11 protein-coding genes and 3 pseudogenes are annotated in these 14,619 nt (G+C 60.4%); 6 read left to right on the forward strand and 8 right to left on the reverse strand.

What is annotated here, in order from left to right:
* The first annotated feature begins 90 nt into the window (after nucleotides 1–90).
* Nucleotides 91–798, forward strand: a complete 708-nt coding sequence (locus YU3_RS0129130) for a hypothetical protein (protein ID WP_036259821.1) — start codon at nucleotides 91–93, stop codon at nucleotides 796–798.
* Nucleotides 795–1,904, forward strand: a complete 1,110-nt coding sequence (locus YU3_RS37710) for a glycosyltransferase family A protein (protein ID WP_084508397.1) — start codon at nucleotides 795–797, stop codon at nucleotides 1,902–1,904. The genes YU3_RS0129130 and YU3_RS37710 overlap by 4 nt, the downstream gene beginning before the upstream one ends.
* A gap of 289 nt (nucleotides 1,905–2,193) precedes the next feature.
* Here YU3_RS37710 and YU3_RS0129140 read toward each other — a convergent pair whose 3' ends face one another.
* The 3 genes and pseudogenes from YU3_RS0129140 to YU3_RS0129145 form a co-directional block, all read right to left on the reverse strand.
* Nucleotides 2,194–3,432: an FAD-dependent oxidoreductase gene (locus YU3_RS0129140; protein ID WP_027169531.1), complete on the reverse strand. Its 1,239-nt coding sequence runs from the start codon at nucleotides 3,430–3,432 to the stop codon at nucleotides 2,194–2,196.
* A gap of 35 nt (nucleotides 3,433–3,467) precedes the next feature.
* Nucleotides 3,468–3,596, reverse strand: a pseudogene (locus YU3_RS41885) (glycosidase); the annotation flags it as partial.
* Between the two features lie 94 nt (nucleotides 3,597–3,690).
* Nucleotides 3,691–5,988, reverse strand: a complete 2,298-nt coding sequence (locus YU3_RS0129145; protein ID WP_027169532.1) for a glycosyltransferase family 4 protein — start codon at nucleotides 5,986–5,988, stop codon at nucleotides 3,691–3,693.
* A gap of 157 nt (nucleotides 5,989–6,145) precedes the next feature.
* Between YU3_RS0129145 and YU3_RS39825 the strand changes: the two are divergent.
* Nucleotides 6,146–6,632 (forward strand): annotated as a pseudogene (locus YU3_RS39825) (IS5 family transposase); the annotation flags it as partial.
* Between the two features lie 178 nt (nucleotides 6,633–6,810).
* On the forward strand, nucleotides 6,811–7,014 hold the full coding sequence (locus YU3_RS41385; RefSeq protein WP_198021736.1) for a hypothetical protein: 204 nt from the start codon (nucleotides 6,811–6,813) through the stop codon (nucleotides 7,012–7,014).
* Here YU3_RS41385 and YU3_RS41890 read toward each other — a convergent pair.
* From YU3_RS41890 to YU3_RS0129175, 5 genes and pseudogenes are all read right to left on the reverse strand, one after another.
* Nucleotides 6,959–7,212 (reverse strand): annotated as a pseudogene (locus YU3_RS41890) (site-specific integrase); the annotation flags it as partial. The gene YU3_RS41385 and the pseudogene YU3_RS41890 overlap by 56 nt on opposite strands.
* A 676-nt stretch (nucleotides 7,213–7,888) precedes the next feature.
* Nucleotides 7,889–8,797, reverse strand: coding sequence for an amidohydrolase family protein (locus YU3_RS0129160; RefSeq protein WP_027169534.1), 909 nt, complete (start codon nucleotides 8,795–8,797; stop codon nucleotides 7,889–7,891).
* Nucleotides 8,794–9,780, reverse strand: a complete 987-nt coding sequence (locus YU3_RS0129165; RefSeq protein ID WP_156913631.1) for an ABC transporter permease — start codon at nucleotides 9,778–9,780, stop codon at nucleotides 8,794–8,796. Before YU3_RS0129165 ends, YU3_RS0129160 begins: the two co-directional genes overlap by 4 nt.
* Nucleotides 9,777–11,255 carry a sugar ABC transporter ATP-binding protein gene (locus tag YU3_RS0129170; protein WP_051334131.1) on the reverse strand — a complete coding sequence of 493 codons (1,479 nt, stop codon included), beginning with the start codon at nucleotides 11,253–11,255 and terminating at the stop codon, nucleotides 9,777–9,779. The genes YU3_RS0129165 and YU3_RS0129170 overlap by 4 nt, the downstream gene beginning before the upstream one ends.
* 67 nt (nucleotides 11,256–11,322) lie before the next feature.
* On the reverse strand, nucleotides 11,323–12,351 hold the full coding sequence (locus YU3_RS0129175) for a substrate-binding domain-containing protein (protein ID WP_027169537.1): 1,029 nt from the start codon (nucleotides 12,349–12,351) through the stop codon (nucleotides 11,323–11,325).
* Between the two features lie 242 nt (nucleotides 12,352–12,593).
* Between YU3_RS0129175 and YU3_RS0129180 the strand changes: the two genes are divergently transcribed.
* Complete coding sequence (locus tag YU3_RS0129180; RefSeq protein WP_027169538.1) at nucleotides 12,594–13,493, forward strand: LysR substrate-binding domain-containing protein; 900 nt, start codon at nucleotides 12,594–12,596, stop codon at nucleotides 13,491–13,493.
* Nucleotides 13,494–13,600: 107 nt separating this feature from the next.
* Nucleotides 13,601–14,581, forward strand: coding sequence for a sugar phosphate isomerase/epimerase family protein (locus tag YU3_RS0129185; protein WP_027169539.1), 981 nt, complete (start codon nucleotides 13,601–13,603; stop codon nucleotides 14,579–14,581).
* Nucleotides 14,582–14,619 lie beyond the last annotated feature (38 nt).

Genomic DNA, 14,619 nt, shown 5'->3' on the forward strand with positions numbered 1-14,619 from the left:
ACCTATTGAAGAACGACCAGATCTGCTTAAAAATGCGGTCAAGGCCCTTGAATTCGTCGAAACGGAATTTTCGGTCTGAGGAGTTGTTTCATGTATAAGCTTCCGCGCCTTCTCTGCGTGGGCCTCTACCTCGCCGACAAGAAGCACACCGCCCACCACATCGCCGAAGTCCTATCGCGCAGTGAAACCGTCGCCATCGAACAGCGTTGGACCGCCCTTACGCTAGACGAAAGCAAGGCCGATGTTGCCGACACTATCGCCGTCGTCAGCCATTTTGCGCCCAGAAGCATGCTTATCAATGAGATGCTGCGCGATTTTGACAAATTCGATTGGGTCATGCTCTGCGACGATAGCGTCGAGATGGCCTATGGCTTCGCCGATTCCTTGATCGCCGTTGCCAACCACGCCGATCTCGCCTTGGTTCAGCCGGCACTCACCCACGATAGTTTTATCGTCCATCCCATGGGCGTTCAATTTCCCGGCCTGCTGGCCCGGCGCACCCGCTTCGTCGAAATCTGCCCGGTTGTATGCATGCGGGCCGACGCGGCGAAACTGCTACTGCCGTTCCCACCCGAATGCCAATCGGGATGGGGCCTCGACTTCGTTTGGCCGGCCCGCATAGAAGCCGCCGACCTGCGAATGGGCATCATCGACGCCGCTCCGGTAGCCCACCGCGTTCGCGCACCGATCACTGGCTACAATCACGAGGCCGCCCGCGCAGAACAGGATGGCGTCATAGCCGGAGAACCCTCGCTCACGGCTGGCGAAGCCTTCCGGATTCTCGAGGCTTTTTCATGAGCCCCGCTGTCTCTGCGCTGTTGACCACCCACAACCGCGCGCATCTCCTGCCGCGAGTGCTTGGAGGACTACAGAACCAAACGTTAGACCAATCGGCATTCGAAATCGTCGCCATCGACGATGGCTCGATCGACGACACCCTGGAAATTTTGGCCGGCTGGACCAATCGGTTGCCGCTGCGCATTTTCCATCAAGGCGCCAGCGGCCTCGCAACGGCGAAGAACCTTGGAATTTTTGCTGCGGACACACCGCTCCTCGTCTTCCTTGATGATGACGATGTTCTCGAACCCGAAGCGCTTAACGCGCATCTCGCCACGCATCTCGCCAATCCAGAGCCTGCCGCCGCTGTGCTTGGTTATACGTGCCTACATGCCGATGCGGCCACACCGCTGATGCGCCATGTTACCGAAACCGGCTGCCAGCTTTTCTCTTACAAAGGGATCCATTCCGGCGGGATTTACACCTATGCGAAATTCTGGGGCGGACGCAGCTCCTGCAAGCGCGAATTTCTTCTTGAGCACGGAGTCTTCAACCCTATATTTCGATTCGGCCATGAGGATATCGAACTCGGCTGGCGGTTGCGTCCGCATGGATTGCACGTCATTTATGAACCCGCCGCCTCTACCGCGATGATCCGCGCGATCAGTTTCGAAGATTTTTGTGGGCGCTCCTACCTGCAGGGCCGCTCGCAACTGAAATTCAGCCAGATTCATGGAGACCTGGAAATTGAAATCTATCGCGACATTGAAAACTGCTTGGCCATGTGGGCCGCTGATTGGCGAAAATACGCCGCGGTCCTGCGCCATGCCGCTTGCCTCGACGAAATGGCCACAAGTAAGATCCTTGGCGGCGAAACGCTCGATCCAGAATTTCAGATGCAACTTGACGCGGCTTACGTCCAAGCCTTCGCCCTCTCGCGCGCCAAAGGGATCGCCGACGCCGCGTCGCTCGACCAAGTCCAATCGCCGCTTAGGCGCGATGTCTACGGTCTCCCTGGCGACTTCGCGGCGGTAAAGCAAAGAATCGAAGCTTCAAACGCCCTCCGGTCCAACGCAGCTGAGCCCGTACTGCCCGTAGTATTTGGATCGCGGCATCCTCGGGGTTGACGCTGATTGATCATGATAAAGCAAAGCCCTCGCTACGACAGGCCATCCTAGGCCGATCAACCGGGCGGATCTCGGCGGCGATACGTGCCATTGCGGGAAAAGTGGCCGCGCACGCTAGTTGTGCGGATGCAGCGGCCGCCAAACGGTGCAGGTGTAGCATTTCGCCGCCGTAGTAGTAGGCAATTGGATGCCGCATCAGAATCGCGATAACCGTTAAAACCTTGGGCGAGGAGTTTCCCGGCAAGAATACGCAACATTGCGGACTGTGGTTTGAGATACGATCGGTCGTTCAGGGGCATCGCAGACTTTCAATCACTGCCAGGGCCGCCCGTCGCCCGCTTTCGAACGCACCATGGGCGGTAGAGAAGTCTGTGGCATGTGTAGCCTCTCCAGCGAAAAATACCCTTGCATCGAGCGACGATGCCAGCTTGTCCCGCGCTTCAGCATGGGTCGGAAGGGCGTGACTGTAACCACCGCCGATCGGAGCAGTGCCAGCCCAGTCCGATGACACGAGCGGCTTAAGGCATTTGCATGCCCGATGGCCGAAGAGGGAACGGAGCTGAGCTAATGCTGCATCGAAGGCTGCTTGCGCGCCCTCTTGCTCCGCCCGTCTGGCTCCAGCGCCACCCAGGAAGCATTCGACCACAGGCATGTCCAGCGGGCGGATGTAATAGGAGCCGGTGGCCGGATCGCGGGGATTCCCAACCACGTAGGTTTCGGCCTGAAAGTCGCTGCGTCCGACGATCTCCAGAAATAGCTTCTCGTTGTTGCCCAGCGGAAGTTTGTGTGCGGCCTCCCGCCATGGGTCGAATTCTTGGGGCCATGCAATTGCATCGCTCGACAGGGCATCTGTCGACACGGTTATGATCACGGTGCGAGGGTAAAGCACACCAACCGGAGTCCCTATTTCGATTCTGCGCCATGACAGCCCCAGGGATTGGAGGGGGGTGTTGAGATGAACGTCCACACCTTGCGGCATGCTGCTGGATATCAGGGTGCCATAGCCTGACGAGACCCGCCAGTTGTGGTTCGTTGACGAACTCTCATAGGCGACATAGTCCCTCGCGGAGATACGCTCGAGTTCGTCGCCGTTCCCGAAGCCGCTTTTCGCCTGAAGCCAAGCAGTCCATCTGCCGTGTGGGTCGAGAGCATCCGAGGCCCTGTCGCTGGCCGGTGGCCAACGCGATAGCCTTTCGAAGAGTGCGGACGATTCCTCACGGACCGAGCGCTGCTCTTCTGGCGAGAACCCGAGATCTTGGAACTGGCTCCCCCACGCTGTCGGACCTCTGACGACTTCGAACCCGGACCGCTCCGCGATGCCAACCCATGGATTCCTGTCTGCCGAATGGAGCCATCCACAACCGAGATCGAGAGGACCGGCACGGGTCTTCCTCGTCCACCCTCTCCCGCCCGTTCGGTCCAGCGCCTCGATCACGACGATATCAAGTCCATGGCCCGCAAGGGCCATTGCTGCACTTATTCCCGCCGCGCCGGCTCCTACGATGACGACATCCGGTTCCGAGTTCACATACGCTCCGTTGTAGCTGGCATCTGTCAGTTCTGATTAGCCCGCGTTTTGTCGATGGGGCTGAGGTCACGCGGCTCGGTTTCCGGCTTGAACGGGCGCACGGTTATTCTCGCCGGCTTTGGGCGCAAGTAGACATTGTGCCCCTTGAGAAGCGGCTTCGACAGTGTCAGCCTGCAGGGAGTACAGAGACACGATAGGACTAACCCAACTTCATTACTTAAAGTCCAACGGATGAATTCATAAAAGCAAAAGGTGGAATCAGGCGTCGAGTGCCTGAATGGGCCGCTGCCTCATGGCGTCGCTATTTTCCCGAGCAAGTTGGCGAATCTCCGCTAGGCTGCTCAAATAAGAAAGAACAGATTCACCTCCCTTGTTTTGATTAGCACGATCGGCGTGCAAACCGTCACAACAGCTCCCATCCCGCGTGTCGGCTAACGGCACGCACAGATCATTACTCCCCAAGAACCATGCGAAGATTCGAGTGGCATCGGCCTGCCAGACCACCTCACTTGTCGAGCGCCAAGCCGACAAGCAGGCGGAAATCATAGCTGTTGCTTCCACCGGTTGCTGGTCGAAAGCATGAGGGGGCCTACGCTTTTCTCCAAAACCTTTGGTCCCAACAGGCCTGAAAAAGCCTGTCGGACTTGTCTGCAACTGCGTGAGCCAGCGCAGGGAGCGCAGTCCGGCCTCAGCGTAAAGGGGTTTTCGAATTGCGCTACCCGTGACGATCAAGGCCTGCGACAAACGGGCATTGTCGTACGAAAGTCCCTCTTCAAACCATACCCAGTCCGCTGTCTCGACCGCGTACAGCAGCGAGATCAGTCGGTTGGCAAGGAGTTCTCGCAGATTGAGCGCCCGCATGTCATGCCGCGCAACAACGCAGTAATCGTCGAGGCCGAGCAATGTGAATGCCCAAGCTCGAGGTGAAGTAAATTCTTCCACCGCTCCCAGAGCTTCGTCGAACAAGGAAGTCGCCCAGTGCCTGCGCGATGGATTGACATCGCAGATCGCCAATCTACCAAGGGCCCACAGGGTTCGTGCGTGGCTGTCTTCAGAACCGATATCCTCAAGCCAACGACGATCAAAACTCATGAAGTTCCGAAAGCGTTTTGTCGTCGGATTCCACGCGTGCTGAACGAAAGCCGAAAAGCGCGCCGTCAGAACTTCCGCCAGGCGCTGCTCCCCGGGCGTGTTTAGCGCGCACGCCAGTAGCAATGCCCTAGCATTGTCATCGGTGCAGTATCCGTGGTTCCGATCCGGAACGCAGTGGGTAGCGTGCTGGAAGAGCCCGGTGTCGTCGCACATCGACAAAAAATGACCAAGTTCCATCGGCGGCGATGCGGCGATATCTCGAGCAAAAAGGCGATGATCCATTTCTACGCGCTGCTTACGGGCTCCCTTAACATCGTTGGCATTCACGGCCTCCTCGAAGACTGCGAGATACCGTTCGCCGGTGCGCTCCCAAGTCATTGATCGACTGGTGGCATAGGCGCGTTGCCGCATCGCTAGCCGGCGGCCATTATCGTTAAGCAGCCCTCCGATCGCGCTTCCGATAGCCCGGGTGTCACGGAAGGGGATCAGGATGCCACGCCCGTCGCCGAGCAGTTCCTGAGCGTGCCAATAGGGTGTGGAAACAACTGCTTTGCCAAGCCCGAAACTGTAGGCCAGTGTGCCGGACGTGATTTGCTCTTCATTGAGATAAGGTGAGACATAGACATCGCACATTGCGATGAACGAAAGCAGAGTAGACTTGTCGACGAATTGGTCCAAGAATATGACGTATTCATCAATCCCGAGACTGCGAACTTTATCAACCAAGCTCTCGCGATAGGCTTCCCCCTGCTCACGGACAAGGTTTGGATGCGTTGCTCCGAGAACAACATAGACGGCGTCGGGTCGGCTCTTCATTATTGAGGGCATGGCATCGATCATGGTTTCGATGCCCTTATTGGGCGAGAGTAGGCCAAAAGTCAGAATGACCGACTTATCTTTAAAGCCAAGCATTGTCTTGGCTTCGTCCGGTTCGACAAACGCGAAGTCCGGAATTCCATGCGGAATGACCTCGATCTTTTCAACTGCGACCCCGTAGACAGTGCGGAGGAGTTCGCGGCCCTTTTCGGCCATCACAACTACTTTAGAGGATGCGTCGATGATCCTGATTAAAACACTGCGTTGCGCCGGAGTCGGCTCCGCCGGGATCGTATGCAGGGTCGTTATAGTCGGCATCGTCAGGCGCGAGAGCAGCGCCATAATATGGCTGCCGGCTTCACCGCCGAAGATGCCGAATTCATGCTGGAGGCAGACGGCGTCGAAATGCCCTGTGTTTAGGAAATCGGCGCCGTCGATATAATCTTCCAACCTCTCGTCATGAATCTGAAGTTGTACGGCGGGGGGAAAGTTATAGTCGTGGCCATGATCGGACATGGCCACAATCGACGTCTCAAGGCTTGTGCGAGATGCCGCCACCGCTTGCTGAAGGTCGGTTGTAAAGGTAGCGATCCCACAGCGGCGAGGGAGTGAATTGCCGATAAATGCTAAGCGGTTGAATGAGCTCATTCGCGTACTTCCGCACGATGCAAGGCCGCTCGAGAGGGAATCGAAGGGCGAGGAAAAATGCTAATTGAAGGCTGTTAGAGCCTGACCGAAAAAGAGTGAGCGAAATCAGTCAGTTGTGATTCCTTCGGATTTGCTTAAGATTCGATAGGAGACCCCAATGGGCTGGACTGATTTCACCCGAGGCAATATGGCCGGCGGACAGGGCGTTATGCAAGTGATCTGACAGACAGGGAATGGTCGCTGATTGCTCCGTTTATGCCCATGCCACGCAGGGTCGGCCGACTGCGCAAGACGGAATTGCGCTAGGTACTGAACGCATTGCTTTATATCGGATCGACTGGGTGCCAATGGCGGATGTTGCCGAAAGAGTTTCCGCGCCTATTTAACCGTGCAGTGTTACTTCTACGAGTGGCGGGCGACTACCTTGTGGCAGCAGATCAACCGTCATCTCGTTATGGAGACGCGAAGCTGGAGGGACAGGAAGCCTCGCCGACGGCAGGCGTAGTCGATAGCCAGCTCGTCAAAACTACTCACAGCGGGGGATTGGCAAGAAGATCAAAGGTCGCAAGCGTCATATTGTTGTCGGCACGCTCGGCTTGTTGGTGGAGTTCGTCGTTCACAGCGCGCACATTCAAGACCGCGATGTGCGACTGCAGTCCTTAAAATCATCGTCAGATGCTGGCCCTGGCCTGCGTGGCGTGGTTACGGTGCCAAGGCGCGCTTGTGTCGGAGATGATTGTTTCCTAGACCGCAAATCGGACGACTGCGCCTTCGAATTTAATCCATTCCACATCCCCGAAGCCGCTACTGCTGGAGTCCTCCATGTCCTCGCTTGATCTTATCGGACGAATAGCGGCCCGCCGCCTGCGCGACACCACCGATTCCCGCCATTCCAGGCCCTTCTTCTGCATCCTAGGCCTGGACGCCGCCATCGTGAGCGCCATCTCAAGCCACGTGGCCGCCGAGACTTCGCCTGGAGGCGGGGCCGAAGTGTGCGTTTGCTTCGATGATAAATCGGGCGAATGATGTCCCTGATCTCATCAGGCTCGATGTCGCGGGCAGGGCGGTTGCGACCAAGCGAATCGGCGATCTTGTTCAACCCTTTTTCAGCCTCCTTCCAGGACGGTTTCCATCTGCCTTCAGCGACGCGACGTAGGCCTCGAACAGATCGGCGACCGTGCCGGGTCGCGTGTCGCCTTCAATCTTGATGCTCCGTCCCTTCTGGAAGGCGCAACACGTTTTTTGCCAATGCGACTTCGAGGCCGACCCGTCCGTAGTTAGTTTTGCGCAACATTGTCCTCGGGTAAGACCTTTGGGCGAACAGCGCCCAAATGGCATTAGTAGGTGGGACAGCAACAACGAGAGACATTAGAAAAGATTTGGGAGTTCAATAGTCCCACTGCTATCTAAGTGTTTGATTTCTAGTTCTTTCCATGTATCCTCCGGGCCCACCAAAATTCTTAGATTTCAGCGGGTTAACCCGAATTTCGCCGCAAAAGTGGGCCTATCTAGAGCTGGTTGTTAGTTATTCGTACATCTGATCGTTTCCCGGAAGCGGTGCAGCGTAAGGGCAAACGCTCATCCTCATCCGGGAGCTAAATTCTCCTGCTTGTTAACACCAGCAACACGTAGTGCAGATGCTCTTACTCTGAAAGATCTCCGAGTGATGAGTGCGGTGATCGGCGGTAACGACGTGCGAATAGGCGGGTTTTGACTGGACACAGATCTCCATTTCTGGCGGACGGCAGCTTTGCGCCCAATCGCGGTCGTAGGCGTCGACTTCATCATCACACTAGAGCGGACAACAGGATTGGCTTCGCACGTCAGTGGCGTTCCGGCAGAACGGATGCCGAGCTACTGCGGACTCCACGCCACCTACATCGCTCTCGAAATTGGAACGCTAGATTCGATAGAATCTCTCTGCGTTGGAGCGAAGCACAGCGACGCGCTCATCGTCTGACAAATCCATTGCGACGGCGTGGATGATGCCGATGATCGTCGCCGGCGAGGTGAAAAGCAGGTCCACCGGCGTGTTGGTGCCGACCATCGTCCGCTTAGGTCCAAACGCCTTTAGTGCGTGGTGGAGAAGCGGCAGCGTCGTCTCGGGCGTCCAGGCCGGCGCGCCGAGCCCGAATCCGCATAGCTTGACGCTGACATTCGGCGCTTGCGCGAGGCGGCTGATCGCCGCTCGCCACGACGCAAGAGCCTCTGCGGTGCGATCTGCCACCATACCGAAATGCTCAAGCACGATCATCGTGTCGGGAAACGCCCTCGCAAGTGCCAGCGCCATGTCCATCTGCGGCCAGTAGAGTTGCAGATCGAAGCTCAACCCAAGCCGCGTAAGGCGGGCAAAGCCTCGCCGCCATTGCGCGCTTTCCATCAGATCGGGCGCCGGCGCGCTGCGCAGGCGAGGGTCATCGTGCCAGTTCAGGATCTGACGTATGCCGCGCACGCGCGGGAAGCCGGCATGGGCTTCCAGAAGACGCTCGACATCGGGAGCCGCCAGATCGGCATAGGCGACGATCGCGTCCGGCATGCCTTCCTGCCTGGCCAATGCGCTCAACCAGCGTGTCTCATCGAGTGGATCGTGCGGATTGCGACCGTTCTGGACATGCACCGTCTTGACGATGCCAAGCCCCGCCATGTCGCGACGGTAGTCGGCTGGCATATAGTCGCGGCGGATGGGCGAGAGATCGCCCTCCAATGGCTCGGGCCGGTCGGGATCGAGCCACGGATAGGCGGCGTCCGAAAGGCTCTGGAAATGCTGATGCGTATCGACGATCGCCCAGCTTTCGTCGGCGGGCGTCATCCGCGCTTTCTTGTCCACTGGTCGGCAAAGACCGCCAGGATAACGACCACTCCCGACGCCACATATTGCCAGAAGGACGGCACGTTCATCAGTGTCAGCCCGTTCTGCAAGGCGCCCAGCGTAAGCGCGCCGATAAGCGAGCCCAGCGGATTGCCGACGCCACCGAACAGGCTCGCCCCGCCAATCACCGCCGAGCCAATCGCCTGCAATTCGAAACCGCTGCCGCCGATCGGCTCCGCCGCCCCGATGCGTGCAATCAGCACGAAGCCGGCAAGGCCGGAGAGCACCCCCGAAATCGTATAGACGGTGACCTTCACCCGCTCGATGTTGATGCCCGACAGCCTCGCCGCCTCCTCATTGCCGCCGATGGCGATGATCTGCTCGCCTAGCGCCGTATAGCGGACCAGGAGATAGGCCAGGGCTGCCACCGCCAGCGCCAGCAGCACGGGGGTCGGAATATCGAGCAGGCGACCGGCGAAGAGGGCGCGAAACTCCTTAGACAAGCCATAGATCGGCTGGCCGTCGGTGTAGATCAGGGCAGCGCCCCGGAAGATGCTGAGCGTGCCGAGCGTGACGATAAAGTCTGGCAGCTTCAGCCTGGCGATGAGCACGCCGTTAAGGAAGCCGCACACGAGGCCGACCAGCAATCCCGCGCCGATGCCGGCGAGCAGCCCGTGCGAGAGCATGTCGGCGGCCACCATGCTGGACAGGCCGACGATCGAGCCCACCGACAGGTCGATGCCCTTGGTCATGATGACCAGAGTCATGCCGACCGCAATCACTGCGTTGATCGAGGATTGCAGCATGATGTCGATGAGGTTCGACGGCTGGTAGAAGGTGCTGTTGAGCACCGAGAAAACCAGGAAGAGCATCACGCAGCCGATCGCCACGCTCGCCTTGCGCAGCACATCGCCACGCCGCGAAAGCGAGGGGCTCTTTCTGTCGGCCGCTTCCGTTCGCGGCAGGGAACTGAGTTCGGTCACGAATTGTCCTCTCTGGCGGCAAGCGCGATTAGCCGCTCCTCGGTCAGGCCCGCGTCGTTGTCGACGATGTTGCGCAGGCGCCCGCCGCTGACGATGCCGATGCGGTGGCAGATCAGCAGGAGCTCCGGCAGTTCCGACGACACCACCAGCAGCGCTGCTCCATCGGCGGCGAGGCGGCGCAGCAGCGCATAGATCTCCGCCTTGGCGCCGACATCGATGCCGCGTGTCGGCTCGTCGAACAGGAACACGCGCGCGCCCGTCGCCAGCCAGCGGGCGATCACCACCTTCTGCTGGTTGCCGCCGGAAAGGTTGCGCATCTCGGTGCCGATCGAGGCGGGACGGATGTGCAGCTCATCGACATAGCGCCTGGCGACCCGTTGCCTTTCCGCGCCCTTGATCACGCCAAGCGAGGCAAACCGGTCATGATTGCCGAGGCCGAAATTGCGCTCGACATCCATCATCGGGACGATCGCATGGCCCCTGCGGTCCTCGGGGATCAGTGCGATGCCGGCCCGCATGGCGTCCGCTGGCGTGCCCAGCGTCACGCGCCTGCCGGCAATGCCGATTTCACCGCCAGACAACGCATCGATGCCGAAACAGGCGCGCAGGATGGCGGAGCGCCCGGAACCGACAAGCCCCGACAGGCCGACGATCTCGCCGGCGCCGATCGCCAGGCTGACGTCGGCGATACGGGCGGTGGAGATGCCGCGCAGCTCGATCACCGGTGCGCTTGCGACCGGCGCCGGCTTTTCGGCGCTCATCTCGCGCGACAGTTCGCGGCCTGCGATCAGCTCGTTGAGCCGCGCCTCCGAATAGTCGCCAATCGGACCGGAAGCGACGACTTCGCCGTCGCGCAAGATGGTCACACGATCGGCTATGGCGCGGATTTCGTTCATCCGGTGGGAGATATAGACGATCGCCTTGCCCGCCGCCCTGAGCCGCCGGATGACGGCGAACAGGCTTTCCTGTTCGGCAGGCGTCAGGCTGGAGGTCGGCTCGTCGAAGGCGATGATGCGGCCGCCGCGCGCGAGCGTGCGGCTGATCTCGACCAGTTGCCGGTCGGCCATGCCGAGTGCCGCTACCGGCGTGTCGGTATGGAGATGCGGCGCGAGATCGTCGAGGATGGCGCGCGCCTGGCGGCGGAAGCCGACGCGCGGAACGAGCTTCAACCCGCGTGTCCGGCCGAGGAAGATGTTCTGGGCAACGTCGAGCTGCGGCACCAGGCTGAGCTCCTGGCTGACGAGGCCGATGCCCATGGCCAGCGCGTCGCGCGGCCCATCGATGCGCACGGCGCCGCGCGGATCGAGCGCGATTGCGCCTTCGTCCGGTTGCACGATGCCGAACATCACCTTCATCAGCGTGGACTTGCCGGCGCCGTTCTCGCCCAGAAGCGCGTGAACCTGGCCGCCGCGCAAATCGAGATCGACGCCTTTCAGCGCCTGGACGCCGGCGAAGCGCTTGGCGATGCCGGTCATCCGAAGTGCGGGAGGACGGCTTTCGCCGTCCTCTGCCTGGGGGATTACACTAAGCACCTGCGGTGCCTCAGTTTGTCTTGGGATCGGGAAAATTCTTGACGTTGTCCTTTGTGATAACGGCCTGGGGCGACAGGATCCACTGCGGGATGGCCTGGCAGCCGAGAAGCCGCAGCGCCATCTGCACGCCGAGCTGGCCTTCCTCGAACGGGAATTCCGCCACCGTGGCGCGCATCTCGCCGGCGCCGACCGACTTCTTCGCTTCCCGGATGCCGTCCGTTCCAACCACGGCGACCTTTTCCAGGCTGCTGCCGGTGGTGACGGCTTCGACGACACCGAGCGCCATGCCGTCATTGTTGGCATAGATCCCGGCGAGGTCAGGCGTCTGGCGAAGGATGTTGGAGGTGGCGTTCAACGCGGTCAGCCGGTCCCAGTTGCCGGGCTGGCTCGCGACGAGCTCAAGGTTGGAATATTTCTTCAGCTCCTCCTTGAAACCCTGGATGCGCAGGCGCGCATTGGGCGAACCGGCAGCGCCCTCGATCTGGGCGACCTTGCCGCCGTCCGGATAGGTCTGGTGAAGGAAGGCGGCTGCCTCGGCGCCGATCGAGACCTGATCGGTGCCGATATAGGTGCTGGCGCCTTCGGTGCGGGCGTCGTCGATGATGATCGTGGGGATGTTGGCGGCGCGGGCCGCTTCGATTACCGGCGCCAGATTGGAATCGGATTGCGGCGAAAGCAGCAGCGCGTCCGGCTTCTGCGACAGCACCGTCTGCGCAAGGTTGAGCTGCTCGATCATCGAGCTTTCGTCCTTGGCGGCCTGCACGTCGACGCTGATCTTGTACTTCGCCGCCTCGGCCTTCGCGCCGGCCGCGACGTCCTGCCAGAACTCGTTGATCAACGTCTTGGTGACATAGGCGAAATGCAGTTCCTTCTTGGGCGCCGGCACCGCGCCGAATTCCGCCTCGACGGCCGTCGACTCGATCTTGTCTGTCTTGGCGGTCGGATAGGCCGGGCAACTGTCCTGCGCGAAAGCGGGGATCGCGCTGAAAAGGGCGAGCGCCGTCGAGGCGGCAAGCAGGCCGCTTGTCCGTAACTTCATCGAAATTCCTCCCATTGGGTGCCGGATCAGCTCCGGAACTTCCTCTTCCCTGTAGACCCGGGCGCCGGGCCAAATCCTCACGCCCTCCCGCGCCTGACTGTTCACGACTTCACCGTGTTGCAGCAAGTTGAAAACTAGATCATTCAATCTGTTAGATGCAAATTAGAAGCCCTATCCGATTTGTTAGCCAGGCTAAAAGAAAAATGATATGGCGGAGGCCGGCCAGAATGGGTGGACAAGGCATGCAGATACCGGTCAAGGCGATTTGGGTTTTCCATGCCGCGGCGCGCGCGGGCAGCATTTCGCGCGCCGCCGAGGAGTTCGGCGTGACACCGTCGGCGGTCACCCAGCAGATCCAGGCGCTCGAGGTCCAGCTCGGTGTGAGCCTGCTGACCAAGATGGGCCGCCGGGTGGTGCTGACGGAAGCGGGCGAACGCTATTTCGCCACCATCACCGACCAGATCGAGCGCATATCCGAGGCCACCAGCACAATCCGCGGCTACCGATCGGTGACGATGCTGACCGTCCGGGCGACGCCGACATTGTCCAACAAATGGCTGCTGCCGCGCCTTGCCTCTTTTCTCGACCAGAACCCGGAATTGGAAATCCGCCTCGATGGAACCAACGAGCCGACCGATTTCAATCGCGAGCTCGTCGATCTGGAAATACGCCATGGCGACGGCCGCTGGCCCGGCCTTTTCGTCGAGGGCATGGCCGAAGAGACGTTCATTCCAGCCTGCGCGCCGGCCTTGGCGGCAGCGGGCTCGCTTAGCGCCGAGGAGTTGACGCGGTTCCGGCTGATCCACTCGGTCAAGTCGCAGGCCCAATGGCCCGCCTGGTTCAAGCTCGCCGGCATGCAGCCAGCACACCGATGGCGCCGCATCCTGTTCGACCGCAGCCACATGGCGATCGACGCAGCCCTCGACGGGATGGGGATCGCGCTCGAAAGCAGCATGATGATGGAGCGTGAACTGCGCGACGGCCGGCTCGTCTGTCCTGTCGCCAACCCTCCTTCCGTGCGCATCGTCACGCAGTGGATCGTCTGCCCCCGCGACCACCTGCGGCAAAAGAAGGTGCGGCTTTTCCTTGACTGGCTGCGCGCGGAGCGCGACCGGATGCCGGGCCAACCGGCACCGCAATAGTCATCCCTCGGGCTTGATCGGATTCGCCGCCAGCATTCAGGTCGTCTACTTGATAACTTTACAGCTTTCTGTATTTGTGTGAAAAATCCGAAAGCCGAAGGTTTCTCATGCTGTCTCGTTTCGCCACCCGATTGAACTCGTTCGCGTCGGCGCCGCATCTGCAATGGCCGGATCTTTCCGGCAAGCCGAGCATGATCCAGATGGCCGAGCGCGCCGCGACGGTGCCTGGGCTTACCGACCTTGACTTGAACTTCCCAGATCACGTGTCGCGGGAGCCCGCGGCCATTGCCCGGCGGATCGGCGACCTAGGCCTGTCCATCAACGGCCTTGCCATGCGCTATTACACCAACCCGGCGTTCAAGCGCGGAGCCTTCACCAATCCGGACAAGGCCGTGAGGCGCGAAGCCATCGATCTGACCAAGCGCGGCATCGACGCGGCGCGCGCCATGGGGACCGATCTGATGACGATCTGGCTCGGCCAGGACGGCTTCGACTACAACTTCCAGCTTGATTACGCGCAGGTCTGGGATTGGGAGGTCGCCGGCATACGCGAAGTGGCCGAGCATGATCCGGGCTGCCGCATCAGCATCGAGTACAAGCCCGACGAGCCGCGCGCGCAGTCGCTGTTGCGGGACGCGGCGACGACGCTGCTTGCCATCGCCGAGGCGGGATCGCCCAATCTCGGCGTCACCATTGATTTCGCGCATGCGCTCTACGCGGGCGAGCAGCCGGCCCTTGTCGCGCATCTGGTCCATCGCCGCAGCCGGCTGCTGGGCGTTCATCTCAATGACGGTTACGCCAAGCGCGATGACGGGCTGATGGTCGGCGCGGTGCATATGCGCTCGACCCTCGAACTGCTCCACCAGATCCGCCGCGACGGCTTCGACGGCGCGCTTTACTTCGACACCTTTCCCGATACCAGCGGGCTCGATCCGGTCGCCGAGTGCGAGGCCAACATCGCGACCGTGCGGCGCCTGCTGAAGATTTCCGAGAAACTGGCTGGCGACAACGGCCTTGCCGACGCGCTGGCCGGTCAGGACGCCGTGGCAAGCCAGAGGATCGTCAACAGGGCCTTGATCGGCGCGTGACCGGCGCTCACCAATGCCGCGGGAGAGGATGATGCCGA

The sequence above is a fragment of the Mesorhizobium sp. WSM3224 genome (assembly GCF_000427725.1).
Lineage (GTDB): Bacteria > Pseudomonadota > Alphaproteobacteria > Rhizobiales > Rhizobiaceae > Mesorhizobium.

Bases quoted from the DNA above. Each gene is read 5' to 3' on its own strand.
- YU3_RS0129175 (WP_027169537.1), bottom strand. From the start codon at position 12,351: ATGAAGTTACGGACAAGCGGCCTGCTTGCCGCCTCGACGGCGCTCGCC.
- YU3_RS0129130 (WP_036259821.1), top strand. From the start codon at position 91: ATGTATAAGCTTCCGCGCCTTCTCTGCGTGGGCCTCTACCTCGCCGAC.
- YU3_RS37710 (WP_084508397.1), top strand. From the start codon at position 795: ATGAGCCCCGCTGTCTCTGCGCTGTTGACCACCCACAACCGCGCGCAT.
- YU3_RS0129145 (WP_027169532.1), bottom strand. From the start codon at position 5,988: ATGAGCTCATTCAACCGCTTAGCATTTATCGGCAATTCACTCCCTCGC.
- YU3_RS0129180 (WP_027169538.1), top strand. From the start codon at position 12,594: ATGCAGATACCGGTCAAGGCGATTTGGGTTTTCCATGCCGCGGCGCGC.
- YU3_RS0129185 (WP_027169539.1), top strand. From the start codon at position 13,601: ATGCTGTCTCGTTTCGCCACCCGATTGAACTCGTTCGCGTCGGCGCCG.
- YU3_RS0129170 (WP_051334131.1), bottom strand. From the start codon at position 11,255: ATGACCGGCATCGCCAAGCGCTTCGCCGGCGTCCAGGCGCTGAAAGGC.
- YU3_RS0129160 (WP_027169534.1), bottom strand. From the start codon at position 8,797: ATGACGCCCGCCGACGAAAGCTGGGCGATCGTCGATACGCATCAGCAT.
- YU3_RS41385 (WP_198021736.1), top strand. From the start codon at position 6,811: ATGTCCTCGCTTGATCTTATCGGACGAATAGCGGCCCGCCGCCTGCGC.